Raw genomic sequence first — 26304 nt, forward strand, 5'->3', positions numbered from 1 at the left:
TTACAATACATACTTTATCAGTTACAAAAGCGGCTTTATAGGAGACAAAACTTAGAATACTGTTTTTTATATTCAGAAATTCGATATTTTTGACAAATAAAAAAGACTAGCATATTTGCTAGCCTTTTTTTATTTGGTATATGTTCCTATTGCATTTGACGACACTTCTTCAGAATGCTGAATCGGGAGCAATAACGTAAATTCAGTGCCTTTGCCGATAATACTATCTGCTGTAATACTTCCATGATGAGCTTCTACGATATTACGTACAATCGCAAGACCCAGACCTGTACCACCAGCTTCGCCGCGTACACGAGCTTTGTCTGCTTTGTAAAAGCGTTCAAAAATAAAAGGAAGATCGTCCATCGGTATACCGGCTCCTGTATCCTGGAACACCACACGCACATGCTCTTTTTCCATATGAGCCGTTACGGTAATTGTTCCACCGGCAGAAGTATGACGAAAAGCATTATCAAGCAAGTTGGTGAATATTTGCTCTAACCGATCGACATCGGCATACAAATGCAAGAACTCGTCACGTACAAAGTTAAGTTTGAGTTCTCTTTCTTTGGCTCGAACAGTAAATTTGCGATAGACTCGATCCATTAATTCATTCAGATCAATCTCATCAAAATTCATATCGATATGACCAGCTTCCATGCGTGCAAGATCTAATAAATCTTGCACTAATCTACCCATACGTAATGATTCATCATAGATGACCTGCACCAATTCGTCGCTTTCTTCTTTGGACGTAGCCATCCCATCAAGCAATGCTTCACTATACCCTTGAATCATCTGCAAAGGTGTACGAATCTCATGAGATACATTAGCTACAAAGTCACGACGCATCTTCTCTGCTTTGACCTCATCTGTCACGTTACGCAATACCGATACGGTTCCGCGTACATCGTTACCCGAGTATAAAGGAGCCATATTAACAGACCAGACTTGCTGTTTGACATGAATATTAGAACTTTGATCCTGACGTTCTCGAATAACGCTCTGGAACATCGGATATAGAGGTTCTGGCACTTTGCTATCAGCCGTTGTTCCATCTTGTTCTTGACGTTCCCAGCCCGCTTTGTGCCACGTATCCATAATCATTTCGCCTGGTGGATTATGCAGAATCATATTTCCGGATTTATCGAATGTAATCACTGCATCTCCCATACTGCGGAGTATGCTTGCCATTTGTTCTTTTTCCAGCTGTAAATTCTGAATATTTTTTTCCAATTCTTCTGCCATATGATTAAATGCACTTGCTAATTGACCGATCTCATCACTGGTTTGCAAAGATACGCGGGTATTGTATTTTCCTTTGCGAATCCCGTCTGCTGCTTGAATTAATTGCTGCATCGGTTGTGTAATTTTGGTCAATAAAAAAAGAGCAAAAAAAGTAGTCATCGAGAATCCTACGATCGAGACATAGGTAAATAACCGTTTGATCGAACCGGAATTGGTAAATGTACTATCGATATAAGGTAGCAAAAATAAACCGAGTGTTAACAGTACACAAGCCACTAATGCGCTAATCGTCAGCCACAACTTACCGACAAGCGTTCTCCAGAAGTCCACTTATTTTGGAACCTCTAACTTGTAACCAACTCCCCATACCGTAGTGATCATTGCGGCTGATTCAGGTGATACTTTGTTTAGCTTTTCACGCAACCGTTTTACATGGGTATCTACTGTACGCAAATCACCAAAAAACTCATAATTCCATACATCTTTGAGCAATTCTTCACGTGAGAATACTTTATCCGGCGATACCGCTAGAAAATGGAGCAATTCGTATTCTTTCGGCGTTAAGCTAATCTCGTGTCCACTTGCGGTTACACGATGCGCATCATGCTCAATAATCAGGTTTGGAAATACGATATTGTTGCTTGAGTTGTTTTCTTGAGAAAGGTACGCTGTTGCTGAAGAGCGACGCATAATCGCTTTGACCCGATAGATCACTTCACGCGGACTGAATGGCTTAACGACATAATCATCTGCGCCCACTTCAAATCCTTGCACACGATTGACTTCTTCCCCTTTAGCGGTAAGCATCAATACTGGTGTTGATTTGACTTGACGTAGACGACTACATACTTCGATACCATCGATTCCCGGCAACATTAGATCAAGCATAATTAAGCCGTAATCTTCTGCTACTGCTTTGCGTAGCGCAGCTTCTCCGTCTTCAGCTTCATCAATCTCATAGCCTTCTTTTTCTAAATACATGCGTAGTAAACGGCGAATACGTTCTTCGTCATCCACTACTAAAATGCGATTCATCTGGTCACTCATTCACTAAAGCCTCCTAGCTGTCATCAATGGATATAAATGATCTCTATGTTATGCTTTACCGCTGCTTTTTAGCTTATCAATTTCTTCTTTGGTCAGGTGGCGATATAGACCACGTTTCAAATTACCTACAAGTAATTCGCCAAAAGAAATCCGTTTCAACCGAATCACTTTATGAGATAAAGCTTCGAACATACGACGAATCTGACGGTTTCTACCTTCATGAATCGTTACACGTATCGTTGCTTGCTTCTTCTCTGTATCAATATCATAATAATCCGCTTCAGCAGGTTGAGTCATTCCATCTTCCAATTGAATTCCTTGGCGGAATTTCTCTAGTGCTGTACCGTGTGGTACGCCTTCTACCGTTACATGATATGTTTTGGGTACGTGATGTCTTGGATGAGTTAAGCGATTAGCCAGTTCTCCATCATTCGTCAAAATTAAAAGACCTTCTGAATCGTAATCCAGTCGTCCTACAGGGTATACACGTTCACGAACACCTTTAAGATAATCGCCTACAATTTTACGTCCTTCTGGATCAGAAGCACTTGTAATAACCCCTTTAGGTTTGTTGAACATAATATATACTTTTTTCTCCGCAGCAATCGATCGTCCATTAACAATAATCTCGTCCACTGTTGGATCTGCTTTGGTTCCAAGCTCAGTGACAACTTCACCATTGAGAGTTACTTTACCTGCTACAATTAACTCTTCACATTTACGTCGGGAAGCTATACCTGCTTGTGCTAATATTTTTTGCAATCGTTCCATAATAGTTAATTCACCTCACACTAATGATACTCATCTATGCACAAAATCACAAGACACTCCCCAAGTTTATTGTGATTTTAGGGAGTTTCATGTGATTTTGAAAGGATATATAGAGAAGCACAACTGACTATTTCATCAATCTAGATCAAATCTTACGAAATATGGATAAAATCTGCCATCGATTGAACTTGCAAATCTTCTGGCTTCGCAGGTACAAATTGTGGTGAATGAGATACCGATGGTTGTACAATATTGGATTCAGACTGCATTTCGTTAGCATGGTGCACATCTTCTAGTGTCTGTAATTGCTTGAATTGAATTGTTTTGGTCACTCCAGGAATCAGATCAAAGAAGTTGTCGCTAAAGATGCCTTCGCTGGCTGTATTTAACCATATCTGACGCGCCAACACATCTGTGGTCAATTCATAAGCAATAACGCCATCGACTTCTGTTTCTACGACTTGAATATTCGGTTGTTGCAAAGGTAACTCGGTTGCAGATACAAAATAAGCAATCTCTGTATGAAGTAGTTGATTTTCGTGTTCTAATTCTGCTACCAGAATCGCTTCTGCTGGATTCACGTCTCCAAGTAACTGTTCTGTCGTCAAAGATAGTAATTGAATCGCTTCTCCGCCTGCAAGGGTAAGAGATTGCGGCATTTCTTTGTACAATGTACCGTCTATTCCAAGTACTTTGACACGAACTGTTAATGATTTGGGTGCAATCAGATCAGAGACAAGATGAATATTGACTGTACCTGAAACTGAATTATCGATCGATAGTAAAATATCTTCAAAGCTACGTTTGGCATAATATTGAACAGCTTTCCAGCGACCATAGTAATCCATACTCGACCATGATGCAACAGGCCAGCAATCATTCATTTGCCAGTATAATGTTCCCATACAATACGGTTTACGACGACGATGAGCTTCGATGGCAGTTTTCATCGCTTCAGCTTGTAGAACCTGACTCATATAGAGAAACGAAGGAAAATCTTTAGGTGCTGGTAAATATTTATCCATGTATTCTTTGATCAATCGATTGCCTGCTCCATTTTTCTGATGACGAAGCATGACTTCAGATTCTAATTCCAAATCGGATTCTTCAGCATACGTACGAACCGATTTGTATTCTGGAAACGATTGGAACCCATACTCACTCATAAATCGACCGATATACGTATTGTAGCGTTCAAATGGCTCACTGTTATGCCATACACCCCAATAGTGGATATCTCCAGAATCTGTTATGCCGTGTGTATGTTGTTTTTCATTATTTGTCACTGCAACAATTGGCGATGACGGCCAGTATGAGATACCCGGATGCTCTACCCGCACTACTTCTGGTAATAACTCATGGAATAATGACTCATAATCAGCCCAGATCTGTGCACGCTGTTCTGTATTGTAGTCTTTTTTCCAACCCCAACCACCATCTTCTACATATTGAGACCACGCAGAATCGATCTCATTATTACCACACCAGAGTACAATACTTGGATGATTACGTAGTCGACGAATATTATCTTCGGCTTCGGCTTGAACACTATCTAAAAACTCTTCATCACCTGGATACATACTGCAAGCAAACATAAAGTCCTGCCATACCAGAATACCGTATTCGTCACAGAGGTCATAGAATTCATCATTTTCATAAATACCGCCACCCCATACACGAAGCATATTCATATTGGATTCTACAGCCGTTACAATCTCATGACGATAACGCTCTAATGTCACTCGTGGTGAGAAGCTGTCATTCGGAATATGGTTCGCCCCTTTAGCAAAGACAGGTACACCATTCAGTTCAAAATAAAACGAAGTGCCCGGATAATCTGGATGAGGTTCAGTCACCAGACGGATGGAGCGAATACCTGTCCGTTCTGATTTCACAGCCAGTGTCTGATTCTGCTCTAACACCTCTACTGTAAACGTATACAGATGAGCTTCTCCTAGACCTCTTGACCACCATAATTTAGGATTATCCAGTAAAAGTGGAATCTGTACAGCATCTGTACCTTCCGCTAATGTCACTGTCTGTTCCCAATTCTGTCCATCTGCATATACACGCAAGTTCACCTGACGTTCTTGTTCTGAATAAATTTGGACAACAGCTGTAAGATCAGCAGATTCTACATGCACTTGATTTTGACGAATATATACATTTTCGATACGTACGTCTGACCATGCGACTAATTCAGCTTCACGCCAGATACCGCTAGTTACAAAACGTGGACCCCAATCCCAGCCATAATGATAAGGAGCTTTACGAGCAAATATACTCACTCTTTGATCTCCTAGCTCACCAACTTCAGATTGATCATTGCTCGCAGGTAATCCGTAACCTAATGCTTTTAGCTTCGGTAAGTCTTCCATAATAGGAGAGCGGAAATGAATACGAATATCGTTAGCGCCTAATTTTACATAGGGCTTTACATCTGCACGCCATGTGCGGAACATATTATCTGCTGATAGTACATGCTGTTCATTAACATATACATCTGCATAGGTATCCAGACCAGCAAATACAAGTTCAATATGCGAATGATTGAGCACAGGTGCTTCTACATCAATCGTTGTTATGTACTCCCAATCTTTTTTATCAATCCATTGTACGTCTTTTTCATTCGTACCATAAAAAGGATTCGAAATTTTACCATTATCTAATAAGTCAGTATGCACTGTTCCGGGCACAGTAGCCGGTAACCATTCTGATTCATCGACAGCTTTGAAAGTCCATTGCTTTAACGATTGACGAAATTGTAGCGCTTGCAAATTAGTCATAAGACAAATTCATCCTTCCAATATTAGGTTATGAGTACACCTTACTACGACTGCATTTAAGAAGCAAATCGACTACTACGCTCTAACGTCTATGTTACTAGATTACATGACTGAATACGACAATTTGCAATCGATTACACGGTTTTACTGTTTTTAAGACTGACGTATCACTTGAATATTTTGGTATCTATTTTGCTTTCAAACTTACCCTCTTTCTGCATGATTTTGATTACATTTTTAAAATAAATATTGACAAAAAAATCACATCGTTTTAAAGTTTGAGAGTCGTTGTATGATAATGATTATCAATTTCATTCTATATTAAAGGGGAATTTACGTATGAAAAAAATGTTGTTACCATTAATGATGGTGATTGTGTTGGTATTAAGCGCATGTGGTAATCAGTCTAGTAATACGGCTACTACCGATAAAGCAAGCTCTACAGAAACAGGCACTTCTGCTCCAGCTACTACCGGTACTATCACTTATCAATCCGAGACAGGCCCTGTAGAAGTTCCTGCTAATCCACAACGTGTAATCGCTCTAGCAGGTTATGCAGGTAACTTAATTGCTCTTGGTGTTCCTCTAGTTGGTGTAGATTCATGGACCAAAGCTGATCCTAACTTTGCAGAGCAATTAAAAGATGTCGCTGAAGTATCTGATGATAATTTAGAAAAAATAATCGAACTCAAACCAGATCTAATTATTGCGGCAAGCGATACTAAAAACATAGAAAAATTAAAAAAACTCGCTCCAGTTGTTACTTATACTTATAACAAAGTCGATTATTTAACACAGATTGAAGAAATCGCTAAAGCGGTAAATCAAGCAGACAAAGGCGCTGCGTGGATTGCTGACTTTAAAGAACGTGCACAAAAAGCAGGTGCTGAAATCAAAGCTAAAATCGGTGATGATGCTACTGTAACTGTTATGGAAGGCGATTCTAAGCAACTGTATGTGTTCGGTAGCGCTTGGGGACGGGGTACAGAAATTATTTATCAAGCGATGGGTCTGAAAATGCCTGAAAAAGTAAAAGAAATGACTTCGAAAAAAGGATATTATGATCTATCGCTTGAAGTATTGCCTGAATATCTAGGAGATTATGTTTTCTATAGTAAAGACCCTAGCGTAGATGCTTCGTTCCAGGATACAGATACGTACAAAAATATTCCGGCTGTTAAAAACAACCGTGTATTTGAAGTGGATGCACGTGGATTCTACTTTAATGATGCAGCATCACTTGATTATCAGCTTGACTTTATTACCAAATCGTTGCTAGGTAAATCTTAAATGTAAATGACAAATGAAAAGAAGGAGCGCCTAGCGTTCCTTCTTTTCTAAATACAGAGAAGGAAACGATCCGTATAATGAAAAATGCTATGACTACCAAACATTTTCAAGCTTTTCTGATCAAGTTAATATTGATGTTGTTGCTATTTGTTGTTGTATTTGTAATCGCTATTATGGTCGGTGCTAAAAATATTTCATTATCTGATATCTGGAATGCGATATTTCATCCGCAAATCACAGGTGGCGATATTTCGATTATTCGTGAATTGCGTCTGCCGCGTGAGATTGGCGGCGTGCTGGTAGGAGCTGCGCTCGCTGTGGCCGGGGCTATTATGCAAGGTCTTACGCGTAATCCTTTAGCCGATCCCGGTTTACTCGGATTAAGTTCTGGTGCAAATGCTGCACTGGCTGTCGCTCTCGTTTTTCTACCAAGCGTTGGTTACTTCGGTATTATGATCGCTTGTTTTATCGGAGCTGCTGTAGGCATGTTACTTGTTTTTGGATTGACCGCACTGCGTAAACGGAATATGTCGCCATTACGTATGGTGCTGGCAGGAGCAGCCGTTTCGGCTTTGTTATTGGCTGTCGCTGAAGGAATCAGTCTACAATTTAAAATTTCTAAAAGTGTAACAATGTGGACATCTGGCGGATTGATCGGTACTACATGGGGACAGATTCAGAGTATTACCCCTGTTATCGTAATCTGTATTGTGATCGCTATTCTCTGTTCACGTCAATTAACCATTCTTAGCTTAAATGAAAGCACTGCTGTAGGATTGGGTCTGCAAACACATCAGATCAAAATGATTTTATTTGTACTAATTACATTACTTGCAGGAGCATCAGTAGCACTGGTTGGAAATCTGACATTTATCGGGCTGATGATTCCTCATCTTGTGCGTATGATTGCAGGTACTGATTATCGTACGATTTTGCCACTATCTGCGATAGCTGGCGCTACCTTTATGGTATTTGCAGATACGTTAGCACGAATGATCAATGCTCCTTTTGAGACACCGATTGCAGCTATTATCGCTATTATTGGACTGCCTTTCTTTCTACTGATTGTGCGGAAAGGAGTGCGCTCATTATGATGAAGCAACTACAACCTGCCCGTCAGCAAAAAATGATTCTTGGTATATTGACCATTATTATTTTAATTACAATGGTGATTGCACTCAGTGTTGGTGCTTCTTCTGTATCGTTTGACCGACTGATTCCTACATTGCTGGGAAACGGTACATTTGTAGATGACTTTGTACTGTTCTCGATTCGATTGCCACGTATGTTAGTGACATTGTTAGCAGGAATGGCGCTTGCTTTGGCGGGTTCTGTGTTGCAAGGTGTTACTCGCAATGAATTAGCTGATCCCGGGATTGTCGGTATTAATGCAGGTGCAGGTCTGGGTGTAACTGTATTTTTCTTATTTGCCCCACTTGAAGTTGGAACATTTGTCTACATATTGCCTGTCGTTGCTTTTGCAGGAGCATTGATTACCGCTATATTGATTTACCTCTTTTCCTATAGTCGTACTGAAGGTATGCAACCGATGAAATTCATTATCACAGGAGTCGGATTTTCATTAGCATTATCCGGTTGTATGATTGTGTTGATCTCTTCGGTAGATCGAGTAAAAGTCGATTTTATTTCAAGATGGTTAGCTGGCAATGTGTGGGGAACAGATTGGCCATTTGTGATCGCACTGCTACCCTGGTTGATTGTGCTGGTTCCATTTGTATTGTACAAATCCTGTTCGCTGAATCTATTAGCACTCAATGAAGGAACAGCGATTGGTGCAGGTGTACCGATTCAAAAAGATCGCATTTTGCTTATGTTAGCTGCTGTCGCTCTTGCCGCATCTGCGGTATCTGTTACAGGCGGTATTGCTTTTATCGGGCTGATGGCTCCTCATATCGCGAGAGCACTAGTAGGCCCACGACATCAACTATTTGTACCTGTATCGATTTTGATCGGTGGTTGGTTATTATTGCTTGCAGATACAATCGGTCGTAACCTTGCTGATCCTGATGGAATGCCTGCGGGAATCGTAGTCGCTTTGATCGGAGCACCGTATTTTCTTTACTTGCTGTTGAAAAAGTAATACTTATCGAAAAGAACTGTATAATTACCAGTAAAAAGATACCCAAAAAGCCAAAATGATTGTCGGATCAATTCCCAAACATTTTGGCTTTTTTTGGATTATATCATCTTATCTAACGATTCTATTTAGATTACTTGTGTGCTGGATAGCTCAGGTTAATCTAGTGGTGTATTTTTGGAAGAGTCCGACGGTGTAGAGATAGTCTGATCAGAAGTAGAACGTTCTTCTGCACCTGATCCCTGATCAGATACCATATCTTCTGCTATTTCTGTGAGCTCTTCACCCAATTCTTCTAACGCTTCTATATCTTCACTATGAACCTGTTCTTCCAAACGTTCGAACAATAGCTGTGTTTCCCCTTCGAGATCTTCCGCATTTTCAAAAGCAGACGCATCGGGAAGTTCACGAATATTGCCAAGTCCGAAATAATCTAAAAATGATTTGGTCGTACCGTATAAAATAGGGCGTCCTATTGCTTCAGCCCGTCCTGTTTCTTGAATCAAATCTTTATTGACTAATGTGTAAATTGCACGCTCGGATTTGACACCACGAATCTCTTCAATCTCAATTCGTGTAATCGGCTGGCGATACGCTACAATTGATAATGTTTCAAGCGCGGCTTGAGATAAAGAAGAACGGGAAGGTGAGTATGCCAATCGTTCATAATATTCAGCATGCGCGCGTATTGTAGATAACTGATAGCCACCTGCGATATTAACCACCTGAATCCCCCGTCTTGCTTTTTTCAGATCAGCTTGCAGTTCTTCGATAGCGATCTGTACCGTTTGTACCGGTTGATCGGTTACTTCTGAAATCTGCTTCGCATTCAATCCTTCTTCTCCAGCCAGAAATAACATACCTTCAATAATCGACTTCAATTTCTGGGACTTCATTGTTACTTATTTCACCTCTCCACTCCATCACGATATCGTCAAAAAGCCGGCTTTGGTAGCAGGAAATTTGCTTCATTTTCATTAATTCCAGCACAGCCAAAAAAGTCACCACGATCTCATGACGATACATTTCCTGGTGTAGCAGTTTGGAAAACAACAAGCTTTCTCCTTTTCCTAACCCTTGAAACCGGGTAGACACTTCACGTATCCGATCCTTCACCGAAATCTCATCACGCTGAATCCGGGTCACCTGTGTACGGCGTACGACTTTACGAAGAGCTTTGCGAAAAGCCTCCATCAAATCTATCGTATGCAGACCTTCCACTGGATTCACATCGTCTTTCGGCATAAAAGGGGTCAAATCTTCCGGTTCTTTTGTAAAAATCAGGCTACGCTCGGTTTCCATTTCTCGCAAATGCACAGCAATTCCTTTGTACTTGCGGTATTCCACCAGCTTGCGTACTAACTCTGCACGCGGGTCCAGATCGTCTTCCTCATAATAATCAAAATCATCCATCTCCATCACAGGCGGACGTGGCAATAGCAATTTGCTTTTGATCGACAATAATGTCGCTGCCATCACTAGAAATTCACTGGTCACTTCAAGTTCCAATTCTTTCATGCTATGAAGATATTCCAGATATTGATCTGTAATTTTGCTGATCGGAATATCCTGGATATTAATTTCAGATTCATCAATTAAATGAAGCAACAAATCGAGCGGCCCTTCAAACGTTTCCAGTTTGTACAGTACAGTCGTCACTGGACCACTCCTCTTAATCAATAGATTCTCATCTCTTATTGTATCTTAATCGCGCACTTTTCACAGTATATATTCAGCAAAAAAAGGGCAATCCCTGTTTCTGCCCTTTTTTTCGCTTATTATTTTATTATCATACGATAAATATTGTAGATATAATATATACATTTGCAGTAAACACGATATCAATAACATCAAAACAATCTTTTATTGTACAAGATGAATGATTACCAAATGAACTAAAACATATACCATATCAAACTACATTCAAGCGCACGTGCTTATTGCTCAAAGATAGACTTGATATATTATTTCATCATTTTAGTTAAATTCGCCATTTCGATCGCTGCGTTAGCTGAATCCCAACCTTTGTTACCTGCTTTGGTTCCTGCGCGTTCAATCGCTTGTTCAATACTTTCAGTCGTTACAATACCGAAAATAACAGGTACGCCTGTTTTCAAATTAATGGCAGATACACCTTTGGCTACTTCATTACATACATAATCATAATGAGTTGTAGATCCACGGATCACTGTACCTAATGTGATTACTGCATCATACTTTCCGCTTTCAGCCATTTTTTGCGCAACTAAAGGAATTTCAAAAGCTCCTGGAACCCATGCCACATCAATATCATTTTCAGCAGTACCATGACGCTTGAGCGCATCAAGTGCTCCACCTAACAATTTGGTGGTAATAAACTCATTAAAACGTCCAACAACGATACCAAATTTAAGATCCTGCGCGATTAAATGTCCTTCAAAAATATTAGCCATAGTGTTCATCCTCTTTTCGGTAGGTTAGTTTGAGTGGGTATTGACGGTTGGAGACGTCTGCTCCAAATAAGCTATTAAAGCTTGAATGCTGATTAATTGAAGATGGTGTTGCTTGGCGATTGCTTCGAGCTCCGGCAAACGTGCCATCGTGCCGTCTGTATTCATAATTTCACAGATCACACCAGCAGGTGGAGCATCACATAAGCGTGCCAAATCAATCGCTGCTTCTGTATGCCCGGGACGTTGCCGTACACCGCCTTCACTTGCGATCAATGGAAACATATGACCCGGGCGGCGAAAATGAGCTGGTGTAGCTTCTGGATCGGTCAGACCTATCACTGTCATAGATCGCTCTTGTGCAGAGATACCTGTAGAAGTGCTAATATGATCGACGGATACCGTAAAAGCTGTTCCATGATAATCAGTATTTTGCGCTACCATCGGAATCAGTTCTAACTCGGCAGCACGTCCACTTGTGATCGGAGCACATACCAAGCCTCGACCTTCTGTGACCATAAAGTTAATCACTTCAGGGGTAGCACGATCTGCCAAAGCGATAAAGTCGCCTTCATTTTCCCGATCTTCATCATCGACTACGATAATCACTTTGCCCTGTTTAAGATCAGCTACTGCTGCTTCTATCGCATCTAAGTTTGTAGATGATTTGTGATTCATCGATATAACCTCCCTCTTGAACCTTGTCGCGCTTATGGTGCCAAGCGCTTACTGTAAGATATTTTGCTTTGCAAAAATCATTTTTTTATTGAATCTTGTCGCGCTTATAGTACCAAGCGCTTACTGTAAGATATTTTGCTTTGCAAAAATCATTTTTTATTGAAACCTTGTCGCGCTTTTACTTCCAAGCGCTTACATATATCCATTTTCTTGCAAAAATTGGCTTGTGATTGATGGCTTTTTCTGACTGGTGGCATCATTTGCTGTATTCGATTGGTATTGTAGTAAATGTTCTACATACTTACCAAGCACATCGCATTCAATATTGACCATATCGCCTGCTTTTCGATAAGCAAGTACAGTTTCTTTGAGTGTATGTGGAATGATAGAGATTGTGAATGAAGTCGTTGTTACCGATACAACCGTCAAGCTGATGCCATCGACAGTGATAGACCCTTTCGGAATAATATAACGAAATAGATCATGATCAGTCGGAGCAATCTGGAAAATAACAGCATTCTGGTTGCTTTGTATCTGTTCAATATGTGCTGTGCCATCCACATGACCTTGTACGATATGCCCTCCGAAGCGTCCATTCGCTATCATTGCTCGCTCTAGATTAATAGGGCTGCCTGTTTTTAACTGTTTAAGGCTAGAAGAACGATACGTTTCTGGCATGACATCTACGGTAAATAGAGAATCAGCTATCGTGGTAACCGTTAAGCATACCCCGTTGCATGAGACACTATCTCCGATCTGAAGTCCGTCCATAATACGTGATGCTTGAATACCAAGTACCATCGTTTCACCGCGCCGTCCATTTTGTCGGAGTGTACCTATTTCTTCGATTAGTCCGGTAAACATAGACATCCTCCTTTCTACCAAGATGGTCTGCTATTTGAATATTAGAGATGATGATAACGTGGTAATCCACTGATATAAATATTGTCATCTAACGTCTCTATTTCGATCTCATCTAGTGTTACAGCTTGATTCATTTTTTCAAATCCATCAAAAGCGAATGTTGATAACGTACCGCCAATAATCTTAGGAGCAAAAAATAAAGTGACTCGATCGATCAGTCCTGCTTCAAGCATCGAACCATTTAATGTACCGCCACCTTCTAACAAAATCGAAGAGATCTCAAGTTCGCCAAGCTTTTTCATCGCAAAAGGAAGATCTACATACGGGCCCGCTACCACAGATGATAACGGTGATACCACGTTCTTGCAGTTCATGGATACGATCCCGATCCGCTTGATAAGTAGTGACAATAATCGTAGGCGCTACATCTGTATTCAATAACTTGGCGGTATCTGGAATGCGTAGTTGTGAGTCAATCACAATACGGGTAGGCTGAACGCCAGTCACTTCTGTACGTGTCGTCAGCTCAGGATCATCGGCTAATACTGTGCCGATTCCCACCATAATACCTTGATGACGATGACGCATCGTATGAACGATCGCACGAGCATCGCTATTAGAGATCCATTTGCTATCACCGGTACGAGACGCTAGACGACCATCTAACGTACTGGCTGTTTTGAGCGTCACAAAAGGGAGCCCTGTTGTAATATATTTGTTAAACGTTTCGTTAAGTCGTGCCGAGCGCTTCGCCAATACACCGGTCACCACTTCGATTCCATGATTACGCAGTCGTTCGATTCCAGAACCTGCTACCTGTGGATTCGGGTCTACAGCAGCAACAACGACTCGTTTTACTTTTTCTTTAATCAGACGATCACTGCAAGGTGGCGTTTTGCCATAATGACTGCATGGTTCTAACGTCACATATGCTGTAGCGCCTTCTGCTTGATCTCCTGCCATATTAAGTGCATGTACTTCAGCATGTCCGGTTCCTCGCTGTAAATGTGCACCCATTCCTACGATTCTGCCGTCTTTCACAACCACACAACCGACCACAGGATTAATATCTGTCTGCCCTTGAGCTTTTTCTGCCAAGTCCAGTGCTAGAGTCATGTAAAATTCATCATTGATTACGTTCATTATTCAGGGCTCCTTTGACACCATAAAAAATTCATAACTGCATACTTTGCACTTGATCAAAGTGCTGTTACGAGTTTGATCGTAGTATCATCATATTTAGTTACTATTCATAATTTAATAACTAAATTATAAAGTGTATACCGATACAATGACAAGCAAAAAGCCCTGTAAACCGGAATAGTATCCGAATGTTTACAGGGCTTAACATAATAATGTATAGGAGTAAGAATCTAATGTACCTCTTATAGAGTGCGCATATGTCTGTATATCTACAGCGCAAAGACTGTATACCTACTGCTGGTTTCAGTTTAATCCACTGATCCAATTTTTACATATGTGCTACGTATAGAACCTATTTAGATGCCAAAGAAACCTAAAGATGCTCAGGTATCTTGCTTCATCAAAATAGTAAACTATACACTCAAATAAGTGCACCTTAATTCAGAAATCGCTGTGCAAGCGACCTCTGTATCCCTCTCCCATCCAGACTATACTGTCGGCTCCGGATTCTCACCAGATCCACCGTCTATGGTTATTACACACATAGCCGGGTCACGGACTTAGAGATCACATATTATCTTGATCTCAACACCGCCGGTGGGGAATTTCGCCCCGCCCCGAAGGATAAATTATGAAGTTATTATCACTATTTCACTGTGATGCTGAAATCATATCATCCACACACGCAAAAATCAAGAAACCTAACTTTTTCTATAGGCTACATGCTCTGATATCATCATTATTTATTTTATCTACAAGTGCTCTCATGACTCTACTACCTCTATTGTTGTATAATAAATTCGCGTTTTATTTTTTTTAAATGATAGATTGTTTTCCGTCTAATATCCTTACCATTATACTAATCGAAAGGTGATTATTATGTTTTTAATCAACAAAAAACTAATCCGCAAATTGACTGCACCTTATCAAGAAATGAATATGCATATCTGTTATACTACACCTCAACACTTTTCAGCGTATTCCAGTAAAGCTATATTGCTACTTAATGATGAGAAACTCATCGTCTTATTTCTTAACTTCTTTTCTTACAAAGTGATCCATACTGCTGAATTACCGATTGCTGATCTACAAGAGCATCATTATAATCAAGGAATTTCGCTGGCTTCAATATGGTCATTTCAAAGTAAAGGACAATCATGGCGCTTTCAAATTCTCAAAAAGATTATTCCACTCGGTAAGATGCAACAAGAGTTTTTAGATTTTTTACATGACCATATAGTCAATACATAAATAGAGCGCAAAAAAACCCTAATTAACCCTCTTCTACAGTTGTAAAAGAAAGGTTATTAGGGTTGTGAAATATCTGTATCTGTGTATTTAGTAGATATACCTTAACCTTCTACGCTTGATAAGCAATCTGTCCATTCACCACTGTCATATGAACAGTCGTCTGCAACAGAGATTCGGAATCGGTAGTAATATCTCGATCAATCACTGTAAAATCAGCCGCTTTGCCAACGTGAATACTACCACGTTGTTGTTCTTCGCCTGCTGCTTGTGCACTGCCTACTGTAAACAAATGAATCGCTTCAGCAATACTAAGTCGCTCTTGTGGTAAATATCCTTCGGCTGGCTCTGTAACATAAGGTCTACGACGGGTAACGGCGGCATGGATACCAAGCATCGGATCAAGCGGTTCAATAGGTGCATCGCTTCCACCTGCACAGATCACACCAGCATCTATTAACTTTTTCCAGGCATATAAATAATCAGTACGTTCTGCACCTACACGCTCCATCACCCAGGGGAAATCACTGGCAACAAATCGAGGCTGGATATCTGCAATAAGTGGTAATTGCGTCATTCGCTCAAGCAGTTGTTGATCCAATACCTGCGCATGGATAAATCGATCGGGCAAGTGTGAAATGCCTTGCAACGGATGGGCTTCCATCGTCGATAATGTAAGATCTGCCGCACCATCACCAATAGCATGTACAGCAATCGGATAGCCTAGCGAACGAGCATATGATGTAATTTCATTTAACTGTGCCGTCGTATGAATCGCCATTCCGCATGTATGAGGTGCATCACTATACGGTTTTTGTAATAGCGCTGTACGCCCTCCAATCGCTCCGTCAGAGAACAATTTGGCTGCACCAATGCGTAACCACTCATCTCCATCACCTGCCCGTAATCCCAATGCTTGGGCTTCTTTTAAATGAGTATAAAAAATCAATTGATGAGTGCGGAATGGTAGTCCTTCTGCACGCAATTCACGATAAATCTGTAGCATAGTCTCTATACTTCCCAAAAATCGTAAATCTTCGGTATGGGATGCGGTCAATCCTAATCGAAGTGCATCCTGACAAGCGCGCCGAATCGCTTCTTTTTTGGTAGTATAATCTGGTTCTGGCTGTACTGCGGTAAAAGCCGCTGAAGCTTCTTCATAAATCCATCCGTTCAACTCTCCAGCTTCATCCCTTCCAAACGAACCCGCTTCAGGATCAGGTGAAGATGAAGTCACTCCTGCTTTGGCAAAGGCTACACTATTACCTAAAAAAGCATGAAAACATGTACGGGTGAGATAAATAGGATGGTTCGTCGTAATCTCATCCAACTCTGTTCGTAGTGGCGGAATCGGTGGATCAAAATTATTTTCATTCCAGTTCAATCCAACAATCCATTCGCCTACAGGTGTTACTTCTGCACGCTGACGGATCAACTGAATCATGTCTTCTTTGGAGGTCACGTCTGAAAAGTCGAGCATAGATAATTTCATTCCATGCATAGATAAATGCATATGTGAATCGACTAAGCCAGGCAATACATAAGCACCATCCCAGTCCACTTGACGGTAATCTTTGCCTGATAATTGTAGTGATAGCTCTTGCGTCGTACCTATTGCAGAAATGATTCCATTTTCTATGTAAACTGCATCTGCTTCTGCGGGAAGATGAGAGCTAAATGCAAATTTGCCATGCGTGAATAATGTTCCTGACATTGGTTTACACTCCTTTTCACTGTTATTACTCTACTTAATTTACTCAATTGTCTTTTCTTTAGCAATCATATACATATTACTTACCAAATGCTGTCCTCTATATGAAGTAGATAAATTCAAATCTTTTTCTCGCACAATAAATATAACATTTCTACGAAACGCTGGATGAGCTTGTTCTTCTTCAAATGTATGCTCTGATATGATTCCCTTTAATACCTGCCTACCGGAAACAAAAAATAACGGACATGAAGAAATTGTATCTGTTTTTACATACACGGAAATAATAAATATGATGACTAATAGAGAAAGAGCTACATTCATTATAGATGAATAATCCAATGCAATACGAGGTAGTAATAAAGTGATCAAAAAGAAAGAATATTCGCTAGCCGATAATTTTTCAAAATGACGCACAGCATAATGAGTGCCTATACTTTTAGATATTAACTTTTGCTCGATACCAGCAAGTAACCACATAATCACAATTCGATATAATAAAATAGATAACACCAATACAATGACAATGAATACAGCTTCACCTAGCCATTGATTAGTAAACCACAACTGTACATTTTTCTTCTGAAGCCATAGCGGTAACAGATCGTTCTCATATAAAAATCCAGCAATCATTAAAAAAAGAAGCGGAAAATAGGCAGTTGTCCATAAAATAATTTGTTCTTTTTTAGACCACATTCTCAATCTCCTTCTCAAGTTACTTTAGATGGGAAGATACACTTTATACATCTTCACTTATTGTGTCTATATCTAAAGCAATACTAAAGTTTTTAGTTAAAAAAGATTGTTTTATTTTATCAGCAAAAAAGTGAATTAATGTGGTTGGTTTTTGATTAGGCTCATATTTAATTTGATAGTGCTCAAGATCAATAAAAGAATACAATTCCCAGATTGCTGCATATTTTTTTAGATATTCTTCAGCTTTTTGTGGATTTCTAGGCAGTCTTTTTTTAATTAATTTCAGCTCATCACAGCGTTCTTCAAAATTTTCTTCTAATGCTGCTAGATTGTCAGAATTCAATTGTGCCAGACTTCTCGAATAGACATGTTGTTTGCAATGTTGCTCAAAGATATGCTTATTGGAATGTTCTCCTGCAAAAAAAGGCAGATTCAAAATTTGATTCAGATTGTAGTCTCTAGCTTCGTGAATATGATCACGATAATCAAACATATTTTCAAAAGATAGTAGATTGGAAATATAGACCTCTTTATTGATCATAAAAAAATCAATTTTCCCACCTAATTCTAACAAATCATCGTTAACAAAATGAAAAACATTAGAGTCTTTTATCGCTAATTTTCTCTTTTTTGCGCCTGCTTTGGGTTTACGATAAAAACAACAATATATTTTATGTTGCTCTATATCTAATCGTATCATTTGAAAATGGGTATCCTGTTCTTCGATAGTTTGATCTGTTTCTGTTAAAGCATGAAGTAGGCCGTTTTTACGGGTATTCAATGTACGGTATTGTTCGTTGATGACCAGCTTAGCCAGTTGCTCATTTTTTTGGACTTCTAAATGATAATCGCTCACTGCAAATATAGCTTTCTCACCTTCTGTATGCTGAAAACTTTTAAAAGAATCAATCAATTGATCTTTTAACCAGATTATGACCTCTTCTGCTAATATAATGACTTTGCTCCGGTAATAGTGGTCAGCTTCTTTCTCTTTGCGAACAAGAAAAAATTTGAGATCAATTTGATATTTCTTTTCCTCTGTATCGCATGCTATTAAAAGCTGTACAGGATGTTCAGCATGATTAATATTCATATATTCACCTTCCTTTTTTATCCAATTATTCGATATGTTCAATTATTAACATGAAAAGCTACAAAGTCAAAATGTATATATAAAAAAAGAACCTGCTCTCGAAAGAGAACAAGTTCTTGATGATAATTATTATAAGTAATTGAATCCTATTGTTGTTGAAAAAAGCTTACGCTTCTACAATTGCAACAGTTTCCATTTTGTCGCTACCTTTAAGAGCATCAACATATTCCAAACCTTTTACTACTTTACCGAACACTGTATGTTGTCCATCCAAGTGTGGTTGTGGTTGGTAGCAGATGTAGAACTGGCTTCCGCCTGTGTTGCGTCCTGCATGAGCCATAGCCAAAGAACCGCGCTCGTGTTTGTTCGGGTTGATTTCGCAGTTGATTGTGTAACCAGGACCGCCAGTACCAGTACCATTCGGGCATCCACCTTGAGCTACAAAACCAGGGATTACACGGTGAAATGTTAATCCGTTGTAGAAACCATCATTTGCTAATTTTTCAAAGTTAGCAACCGTATTCGGTGCATCTTGATCAAACAGGTCGATAACGATCTCTCCACCGTTTGCAAGTTTGATGTTCGCTTGTTTAGACATAATATAATAAATCTCCTCTCAATTAAAAACAGAAATTAGGATGCTTGCCACTACTTCACTCGAGTACGATTAAACAACAATTAGTTCTGTAGGACAGCATCCTATTTAGTTTACTATGAAAATCAATTCTGCGCAAAGGCATGTTCACTCATTTATCGTTTGATATGCTGAGCAATACACTCAAAAATCCAGTTCATATAGAGATAATAATGTTTATTTGCTTCATAGACTATTATGCTGAACATTTATATGTTGCTCAATTCTTGTTGTTTTAAGATACTATATTATCATATTATAGAATAAATATAGTGATGTACTATCGGTGAAATATTGTCTATCAAACGATCTATCAGACTCATGTAGATTGCATAGTTATATTTGAGAAAAAATTCACTTTCTTTTTCAAATATGATTTGCTCTTATTTTATAATAAAGAGTGGCTGGAATTGTATACTAATTATGGTTGTTATTTAATCATTCTTTTTTTATAAATATCATCATATAAAGGTGGGACTTGGATGTTTTTTTTCTTAATATGGCTTATATTTTTTGGCTTATTCTGGTTAATTTCTTCTTTCTTTCATACGAGACATAAGGTGATTATATCATTATTCAGTTCACTATTGATCAGTACGATACTACAAGTGTTAGAACAGTTTTATTTAAGCAGCATTTTGGTAGTAGCGTTTATTTTTTATTTTATTATTGGCAATATCAATACATTTAAACACGGGCAACTAAAACTCACTTTAGCTGTGTTATTCAGCGTATCTGTGGTAACGGTTGTATTATCTTTTACATATTTTAATCAAACGATAGCCCCTTCCGATTCTGAGGTTCTTCGTGTAATGTTTATCTATTATCCGTTGCTTATTATATTTATCGCTTGCTATATGTATATGCTACTCTGTGTATTTAATTTCAAAATATTACAAACATCCAATCCGTTCGGGTATGTGATCAATCAGATTCGTCGTTTTAGACGTATGGTTCATCTATTCTGGATCATTTCGCGTAAAGGACTGAATCATTTAATTCAACAGGATCATGCCCAACTTCCTTATGCAATAGCTGATGTGCTAGATCAAATGGGCGGCGTTTTTGTTAAATTTGCTCAAGTATTATCTACAAAAAAAGACGTACTCCCTAGTCATTATATCGAAGCTTTCTCCAATTTGCATGATAATGTACAGCCTCTTAGTAAAGATGAGCTGAAAGCGATTATTGATAGCAAAATTGGCAATATTGAAGATATGTATGCTTCATTCAATATGGATTCGATTGCTGCCGCTTCGATCGGACAAGTGCATCTAGCGCAGTTAAAGTCTACTAAAGAACAGGTAGTAGTCAAAATTTTACGCCCTCAAGTGAAACAAAAGATGACGATAGATCTTGATCTGCTCATTCAATTTGTATCATGGCTATCTGAGCGTTCAAAACAAATTAAAAGACTGGGCTTGATTCAGCTTGCTGAGGGTTTTAAGCAAAATCTACTCGAAGAAACAGACTTTGATATCGAAGCACTCAACACCAATCTATTAGCTAAAGCATTTCAAGAGAATCGTATTCCGATTATTGTGCCTAAAATTTACTCCGAGTATTCAAACAAACAGGTACTTACTATGGAATATATTAAAGGGAATAGCTTTACTCAAGCAGTGAGTCATGATGTTGCCGAAATGCTTATGCATGCTTTTTTAACTCAAATTTTGATCATTGGTGTCTTTCATGCAGACCCCCATCCAGGTAACTTAATACTAACAAACGATGGAAAAGTAGCATTAATCGATTTTGGTTCGGTTGGTTATTTATCAGATGATGAACGAAACGGTATGTTAAGTTTTCTGATTGGTTATGGTAATCAAGATATTAAACAAATGGCAAAAGGCTTGATTAACGTTTGTGAAGAAAATTCTTTGCTCGATGAACGAATAGTAGAACAGCGGCTAAGTCGCCTTCTAGTAGAAGCATCCTTTTCACATGATCCTACCAGTACCATGATGAGACGCTTGGTCATCTTGATTACTGATATGGGACTTTCTTTAAAGCCCACTGTTGCTGGTGCATTTCGGGCCATTATCACCCTAGATGGTACATTGTCTTCTGTTGATCCAACTTTTTCTTTATCGGAATCAAGTCAATCGTATGCAAGTAGTATGAATAAAGAACATATGGTCAAAGATCGGCTCGATAAGGTTAAAGGGCAAATAGAAGACTATATTCCCAAGTTGTTAGAATTGCCCCTTCTTAAAAACAATCGAATTATGATTGCTCATGATGAAAATCATAGTTCGCGTGATATGATGATGACTTTTACTATTAGCATCTTTACAATAATCTGTCTGGTGGTCATGCTAGCTAGCTTTTTCATTCATGGTGAAATGATACGATTTGTACTTTCTCCGTTGTCGATATCCGGCTTTGGTGTAGGCATGATCGTTTTGATTACATTAGTGATCAGACAGCTTAAGCTTAGGTGGTAACATGTAAGACTTTAATAATCCTTTTTAGTACATTATTTTTCAGTGCATTAGTAGTTAATAACTGCTTTTTTGTTTATTTTTACGAAAAAAACAGTATACAAGCAAAACAATGTTTAGTCGTTTTGCTTGCATACTGTTTTTTCTTTGACCATTGTGTCAACAATTCTCATCATAGATAAAGTGCAATCTTTGATAAGTTTAATTATGTTAACAAACGACATTACTAGCAACTAACTTTGCTATTCAAATCAGCTTATGAAGCGGTAATCGTAGCTTTGCTTAGGCGCGCAGGAATAACGTCATTGCCTGTAATATCTGCAAGTGTTTCCCGTTCTACAATCACATCACTTTTACCGTCTTTGACTAATACAACTGCCGGGCGACGAATTCGATTGTAATTGCTTGCCATTGAATAATTGTATGCACCTGTGCACGCTATAGCTAATAGATCGCCAGCTACCGGAGAAGCAAGCTCTATATCCCAGATCAACATATCGCCACTTTCGCAACATTTACCAGCTACGGATACCAGTTCTGTCTCTTCATCTGTTGCTCGATTGGCAATCACTGCTTCATATTTTGCTTCATATAGAGCGAGACGCGGATTATCTGTCATGCCGCCATCGACCGATACATATTTACGTACATTGGGAATATCTTTGTTCGAGCCTACTGTGTATAATGTCGTTCCGGCATCGCCTACAATACTGCGACCGGGTTCTACCCAGATTTGCGGTAATGTTCCTTCTAATTTGTCAAAGTGTTCTTTCACTGCTGTCGTGATCGCTTCTACATAATCAGCTACTTGTAATGGCGTATCTTCGGCTGTATACCGAATACCGAATCCTCCACCCAGATTGATCACCGTAAATGAAATACCTTCTTGTTGCTGTACTTCAAGCGCAAAAGCCGCAACACGCTCTACAGCTACTTGAAAACCATCCACTTCAAAAATCTGTGAACCGATATGAGAATGAATACCAAGCAATTTAACATTTTGCAATTGATGAGCTTCTTTGACGGCTTGATAAGCTGTTCCATTGCCTACATCGAATCCGAATTTGGAATCTTCTTGACCGGTTGAAATATATTCATGGGTATGTGCTTCTACCCCTGGCGTTACACGTAACAAAATATTAGGGATCAGATTTTTGGAAGCGGCTATCGCATTTAATACTTGCAGTTCGACAAAGTTATCGACTACAAAGCAACCAATTCCTGCCTCTAAAGCCATATCTAATTCATCAGGTGTTTTGTTATTACCATGAAAATGTATCCGTTCTACAGGGAATCCAGCTTGCATCGCTGTGTATAATTCACCTTCAGATACCACATCCATCGACAATCCTTCTTCTTCTACAATCCGGCACATCGCCATCGTACAAAAAGCTTTGCTAGCGTAAGCTACTTGAAAAGTTAATCCTGATGCTTCAAAAGCTTGCATATATTCCTGACAACGACTACGAATTAAATGTTCATCCATAATATATAAAGGGGTACCATATTGTTCTTTTAACTGAACGGTATCACAACCACCGATCACAAGATGACCTTGATCATTTATTTGACTTGTTCCATGTAAATACATCTGTTGTCCTCCGTTCATTCACTTGAAGTGTATAGTCAGTATAACCATTGTGCATATTATAGCAGAATGGACTATTTTGCTGAACATTTGTGTTTTATGTGACTTTACAAAGAGTGGACTTGCTTATTAATGTACTTACATATGGAAAAAATAAGCATTTACGATACTTCAAATAAGATGCTACTATGCTGTATAGAGACACCGTAATATCGCATTACATCAGGGTTGTAGATGATTACAATCCCTATATTTTATCATTTATTTACCGAGGAGGATGGCATTGAAAAAGATTGGATACTTTATGCTTACATTTATACTATTTGTACCGACTCTACTATTACAGAATGTAGCAGAAGCGGCAAATCATACGGTGGTTAACCCGTCTGTCACTTATACATATGCAGCGATGACCCGCCATATTCAATCGTTAGCTCAGAAGTATCCTGATCTGATCCAGTACAAATCGATAGGTAAAACCAAGTATGGTCGTGATATATGGGCAGTAGGACTGGGTCATGGACAAGCTACTGTATTTATCAATGGTTCTCATCATGCGCGCGAATGGATGACGACTACAATCAATATGTATATGTTAGAGCAATATGCGATAGCGTATACTGCCAATCATCCATTTGAAGGATATAATACACGTCAGATTTTAGACCGGACAACGATCTGGTTCGTCCCGATGGTCAATCCAGATGGAGTAACACTACAACAGCAAGGAACGGGTGCTTTTCCAGCTTCAGTTCGGCAAGCGTTAGTAAAAATGAATGGCGGAAGCACTAACTTTAAACGCTGGAAAGCTAATGCTCAAGGTATCGATCCCAATCGCCAGTATGATGCTTATTGGCGCACGATAGAAGATAATATTCCATATCCATTCTGGAAAAATCATAAAGGAACATCTGCTGTTCAGACTGCTGAAAATCAAGCGACCACTTCATTTACATACGAAATCGATCCTGAGATCGCTGTTTCGTATCATTCTGCAGGACGTATTCTGTATTGGAACTTTCATACCCTTCCGCAAAATCTCAGTCGTGATCAAAGGTTGGCGAACATCTTCACAAGCTTTACCGGATATCGTCAGGTGCGTCCAAATAACAACCCTTCTGGTGGCGGATATACGGATTGGTTCATCACTACCTTTGGCAGACCTGCATTTACACCGGAGATCGGAATCAAAACAGGCGAGACCAATCTGCCCTTGTCTGCTTTCAACGAAGAATGGCGCCGAAATAAAAAAGTTGGACTATGGATTGCTCAAGAAGGATATTCACTCTGGTTGAAAAAGAATCCAACTACACCTGCTTCACCGACAACACCAACACAGCCACCAGCTAATCCATTACGTCGATCTTTAAATGTCACTTTAGACGGCGTAAATGTGAAAAAAGAAATCCCTGCTTTTGTCCAAAACAAAGTTGCTTATATTTCATATAAACCATTACTCACACCGTACGGATTCGCTTTTTTCTGGGATCAAGCTAACCAGAAGATTACAGCAACATCCAGCGCTTCCGGTACAGCCACATTTACACTCAATCAAACAGCCGCTGAAATTAACGGCGTATCGACTATACTGCAAGGTGCACCTATTAATCTCGATGGAACTGTCTATGTACCTATTTCATTGATCAGCCAAGTAACAGGAATCGCAATCACTATGAATGACAAAGGAGACACTTTAACACTGACCAGTCCAGACACTACCACTCCATCACCAGCAGCAGAAATCATAACAGAAGATGCTAATCCTTCTTCAACGCCTATACCAGAGCCATCACCTACAGAACAACCCACTGTAGCCCCCGACCCTGATGCAGGCGAATCCTAAGTAAAACAAGCGTCACTTTCTTCTTCAAACTTATTTGCACTATGACGATAAAACGATAAACCATCAAAAAACTCGCTAGATCAACAATGATCTAGCGAGTTTTTTTAATCCCAATATATATGTAAGATTATTTCCAACCTCCAATCATCACCAACCTACAAATAGCTAAAACAAAATATTTAAAATAAAAAAATCTATCTAACATCTATAAATTCATATCACCAAACACATAAACAATTAATATCCCCATTCTTATACATAAAATCTATAATAAGCTTAACTACATTTAATAGATAAGCTATTCTTAAATCCAAACAATTTCAAACCCCATTTTGAAATCAGCCTACTTCCAAAACGAAAGGAATCATGACCAACAATCATCAGTATTTTTCCCATCTAACTCAAATTCTCTCGAATACTACATCCTTTCCAACAAAAAAGCTTCCAATCCTATACCATAGGATTCAGAAGCCTTTTTCACATTACCTATATATTGATTTACTTCTATCGCACTACCTACCTGCCAACCCCACCATAAGCCTGGCTTTTGTTTCATGACTGCGGTCTTCCTCAGCAGAGCGAAAGGAAAAAATCATTCTGAAAGTCGCCTTTGAAGTGGAATCCCGACTGCATCGCAGTCTAATTAAGGGATTCCATTTCACCAGCGACGGTAAGAATCATTTTTTCCTGTAG

General features: G+C 39.2%; 21 protein-coding genes, 1 pseudogene and 1 riboswitch. Of the genes and pseudogenes, 6 read left to right on the forward strand and 16 right to left on the reverse strand.

The features are described from left to right. Nucleotides 1-129: 129 nt before the first annotated feature. From QE450_RS11260 to QE450_RS11275, 4 genes are all read right to left on the reverse strand, one after another. Entirely contained in the window at nt 130-1578 is a 1449-nt protein-coding gene (locus tag QE450_RS11260) for an ATP-binding protein (protein WP_307299398.1), read from the reverse strand. After that, nucleotides 1579-2295, reverse strand: coding sequence for a response regulator transcription factor (locus tag QE450_RS11265; RefSeq protein ID WP_069327893.1), 717 nt, complete (start codon nt 2293-2295; stop codon nt 1579-1581). It lies immediately after the preceding gene. A gap of 48 nt (nt 2296-2343) precedes the next feature. Continuing rightward, nucleotides 2344-3066, reverse strand: coding sequence for a pseudouridine synthase (locus QE450_RS11270; protein WP_273612891.1), 723 nt, complete (start codon nt 3064-3066; stop codon nt 2344-2346). A gap of 152 nt (nt 3067-3218) precedes the next feature. Continuing rightward, the gene (locus QE450_RS11275; protein ID WP_307299402.1) at nt 3219-5852 is read right to left on the reverse strand and encodes a beta-mannosidase; all 2634 of its coding nucleotides are present in this window, start codon (nt 5850-5852) and stop codon (nt 3219-3221) included. A gap of 339 nt (nt 5853-6191) precedes the next feature. On the opposite strand from QE450_RS11275, the gene QE450_RS11280 reads away from it, so the two are divergent. From QE450_RS11280 to QE450_RS11290, 3 genes are all read left to right on the forward strand, one after another. After that, nucleotides 6192-7142 (forward strand): iron-hydroxamate ABC transporter substrate-binding protein, encoded by a 951-nt coding sequence (locus QE450_RS11280; protein WP_307299404.1) that lies wholly within the window; start codon nt 6192-6194, stop codon nt 7140-7142. Between the two features lie 77 nt (nt 7143-7219). Next, entirely contained in the window at nt 7220-8236 is a 1017-nt protein-coding gene (locus QE450_RS11285) for a FecCD family ABC transporter permease (protein WP_307299406.1), read from the forward strand. Next, on the forward strand, nt 8236-9243 hold the full coding sequence (locus tag QE450_RS11290; RefSeq protein ID WP_307302680.1) for a FecCD family ABC transporter permease: 1008 nt from the start codon (nt 8236-8238) through the stop codon (nt 9241-9243). Before QE450_RS11285 ends, QE450_RS11290 begins: the two co-directional genes overlap by 1 nt. Nucleotides 9244-9398: 155 nt before the next feature. Here QE450_RS11290 and scpB read toward each other — a convergent pair whose 3' ends face one another. From scpB to ribD, 6 genes and pseudogenes are all read right to left on the reverse strand, one after another. Further along, nucleotides 9399-10136: an SMC-Scp complex subunit ScpB gene (scpB, locus tag QE450_RS11295; RefSeq protein ID WP_307299408.1), complete on the reverse strand. Its 738-nt coding sequence runs from the start codon at nt 10134-10136 to the stop codon at nt 9399-9401. Next, on the reverse strand, nt 10105-10899 hold the full coding sequence (locus QE450_RS11300; protein ID WP_204823481.1) for a segregation and condensation protein A: 795 nt from the start codon (nt 10897-10899) through the stop codon (nt 10105-10107). The genes scpB and QE450_RS11300 overlap by 32 nt, the downstream gene beginning before the upstream one ends. Nucleotides 10900-11204: 305 nt before the next feature. After that, a complete protein-coding gene (gene ribH / locus QE450_RS11305; protein WP_137220647.1) occupies nt 11205-11672 on the reverse strand; it encodes a 6,7-dimethyl-8-ribityllumazine synthase in 468 nt (155 codons plus the stop codon). Between the two features lie 24 nt (nt 11673-11696). Next, nucleotides 11697-12347 (reverse strand): 3,4-dihydroxy-2-butanone-4-phosphate synthase, encoded by a 651-nt coding sequence (gene ribB / locus QE450_RS11310; protein ID WP_307299411.1) that lies wholly within the window; start codon nt 12345-12347, stop codon nt 11697-11699. 192 nt (nt 12348-12539) lie between these two features. Then, the gene (ribE, locus tag QE450_RS11315) at nt 12540-13211 is read right to left on the reverse strand and encodes a riboflavin synthase (protein ID WP_274172391.1); all 672 of its coding nucleotides are present in this window, start codon (nt 13209-13211) and stop codon (nt 12540-12542) included. Between the two features lie 41 nt (nt 13212-13252). Continuing rightward, a pseudogene (ribD, locus tag QE450_RS11320) lies at nt 13253-14354 on the reverse strand (bifunctional diaminohydroxyphosphoribosylaminopyrimidine deaminase/5-amino-6-(5-phosphoribosylamino)uracil reductase RibD). Between the two features lie 467 nt (nt 14355-14821). After that, nucleotides 14822-14983, reverse strand: a riboswitch (FMN riboswitch). A gap of 250 nt (nt 14984-15233) precedes the next feature. On the opposite strand from ribD, the gene QE450_RS11325 reads away from it, so the two are divergent. Next, the gene (locus QE450_RS11325) at nt 15234-15605 is read left to right on the forward strand and encodes a hypothetical protein (protein ID WP_307299412.1); all 372 of its coding nucleotides are present in this window, start codon (nt 15234-15236) and stop codon (nt 15603-15605) included. Nucleotides 15606-15714: 109 nt separating this feature from the next. Here the strand turns inward: QE450_RS11325 and QE450_RS11330 are convergent, their stop codons facing one another. From QE450_RS11330 to QE450_RS11345, 4 genes are all read right to left on the reverse strand, one after another. Beyond that, a complete protein-coding gene (locus tag QE450_RS11330; protein WP_307299414.1) occupies nt 15715-17316 on the reverse strand; it encodes an amidohydrolase in 1602 nt (533 codons plus the stop codon). A 39-nt stretch (nt 17317-17355) separates the two neighbouring features. Beyond that, nucleotides 17356-18009, reverse strand: a complete 654-nt coding sequence (locus QE450_RS11335; protein ID WP_307299416.1) for a hypothetical protein — start codon at nt 18007-18009, stop codon at nt 17356-17358. Between the two features lie 43 nt (nt 18010-18052). Next, a complete protein-coding gene (locus tag QE450_RS11340) occupies nt 18053-19102 on the reverse strand; it encodes a Kiwa anti-phage protein KwaB-like domain-containing protein (RefSeq protein ID WP_307299418.1) in 1050 nt (349 codons plus the stop codon). 166 nt (nt 19103-19268) lie between these two features. Further along, a complete protein-coding gene (locus QE450_RS11345; protein WP_069327881.1) occupies nt 19269-19700 on the reverse strand; it encodes a peptidylprolyl isomerase in 432 nt (143 codons plus the stop codon). Nucleotides 19701-20296: 596 nt separating this feature from the next. On the opposite strand from QE450_RS11345, the gene QE450_RS11350 reads away from it, so the two are divergent. Then, nucleotides 20297-22183: an ABC1 kinase family protein gene (locus QE450_RS11350; RefSeq protein ID WP_307299420.1), complete on the forward strand. Its 1887-nt coding sequence runs from the start codon at nt 20297-20299 to the stop codon at nt 22181-22183. 253 nt (nt 22184-22436) lie between these two features. Here QE450_RS11350 and lysA read toward each other — a convergent pair whose 3' ends face one another. Next, complete coding sequence (gene lysA, locus QE450_RS11355) at nt 22437-23771, reverse strand: diaminopimelate decarboxylase (RefSeq protein WP_307299422.1); 1335 nt, start codon at nt 23769-23771, stop codon at nt 22437-22439. 280 nt (nt 23772-24051) lie between these two features. Here lysA and QE450_RS11360 point away from each other — a divergent pair, with 280 nt between their 5' ends. Next, nucleotides 24052-25611 carry a M14 family zinc carboxypeptidase gene (locus tag QE450_RS11360; protein WP_307299424.1) on the forward strand — a complete coding sequence of 520 codons (1560 nt, stop codon included), beginning with the start codon at nt 24052-24054 and terminating at the stop codon, nt 25609-25611. A 418-nt stretch (nt 25612-26029) separates the two neighbouring features. Here QE450_RS11360 and QE450_RS11365 read toward each other — a convergent pair whose 3' ends face one another. Beyond that, complete coding sequence (locus tag QE450_RS11365; protein ID WP_307299425.1) at nt 26030-26167, reverse strand: hypothetical protein; 138 nt, start codon at nt 26165-26167, stop codon at nt 26030-26032. Between the last annotated feature and the right edge of the window lie 137 nt (nt 26168-26304).

It is taken from the genome of Paenibacillus sp. SORGH_AS_0306, from assembly GCF_030819345.1.
GTDB lineage: Bacteria > Bacillota > Bacilli > Paenibacillales > Paenibacillaceae > Saccharibacillus > Saccharibacillus kyungheensis.

Coding starts and splice junctions, on each gene's coding strand:
- QE450_RS11265 (WP_069327893.1), bottom strand. CDS start 2,295: ATGAGTGACCAGATGAATCGCATTTTAGTAGTGGATGACGAAGAACGT.
- QE450_RS11270 (WP_273612891.1), bottom strand. CDS start 3,066: ATGGAACGATTGCAAAAAATATTAGCACAAGCAGGTATAGCTTCCCGA.
- QE450_RS11275 (WP_307299402.1), bottom strand. CDS start 5,852: ATGACTAATTTGCAAGCGCTACAATTTCGTCAATCGTTAAAGCAATGG.
- QE450_RS11280 (WP_307299404.1), top strand. CDS start 6,192: ATGAAAAAAATGTTGTTACCATTAATGATGGTGATTGTGTTGGTATTA.
- QE450_RS11285 (WP_307299406.1), top strand. CDS start 7,220: ATGAAAAATGCTATGACTACCAAACATTTTCAAGCTTTTCTGATCAAG.
- QE450_RS11290 (WP_307302680.1), top strand. CDS start 8,236: ATGAAGCAACTACAACCTGCCCGTCAGCAAAAAATGATTCTTGGTATA.
- scpB (WP_307299408.1), bottom strand. CDS start 10,136: ATGAAGTCCCAGAAATTGAAGTCGATTATTGAAGGTATGTTATTTCTG.
- ribH (WP_137220647.1), bottom strand. CDS start 11,672: ATGGCTAATATTTTTGAAGGACATTTAATCGCGCAGGATCTTAAATTT.
- ribB (WP_307299411.1), bottom strand. CDS start 12,347: ATGAATCACAAATCATCTACAAACTTAGATGCGATAGAAGCAGCAGTA.
- ribE (WP_274172391.1), bottom strand. CDS start 13,211: ATGTTTACCGGACTAATCGAAGAAATAGGTACACTCCGACAAAATGGA.
- QE450_RS11325 (WP_307299412.1), top strand. CDS start 15,234: ATGTTTTTAATCAACAAAAAACTAATCCGCAAATTGACTGCACCTTAT.
- QE450_RS11330 (WP_307299414.1), bottom strand. CDS start 17,316: ATGTCAGGAACATTATTCACGCATGGCAAATTTGCATTTAGCTCTCAT.
- QE450_RS11335 (WP_307299416.1), bottom strand. CDS start 18,009: ATGTGGTCTAAAAAAGAACAAATTATTTTATGGACAACTGCCTATTTT.
- QE450_RS11340 (WP_307299418.1), bottom strand. CDS start 19,102: ATGAATATTAATCATGCTGAACATCCTGTACAGCTTTTAATAGCATGC.
- QE450_RS11345 (WP_069327881.1), bottom strand. CDS start 19,700: ATGTCTAAACAAGCGAACATCAAACTTGCAAACGGTGGAGAGATCGTT.
- lysA (WP_307299422.1), bottom strand. CDS start 23,771: ATGTATTTACATGGAACAAGTCAAATAAATGATCAAGGTCATCTTGTG.
- QE450_RS11365 (WP_307299425.1), bottom strand. CDS start 26,167: ATGAAACAAAAGCCAGGCTTATGGTGGGGTTGGCAGGTAGGTAGTGCG.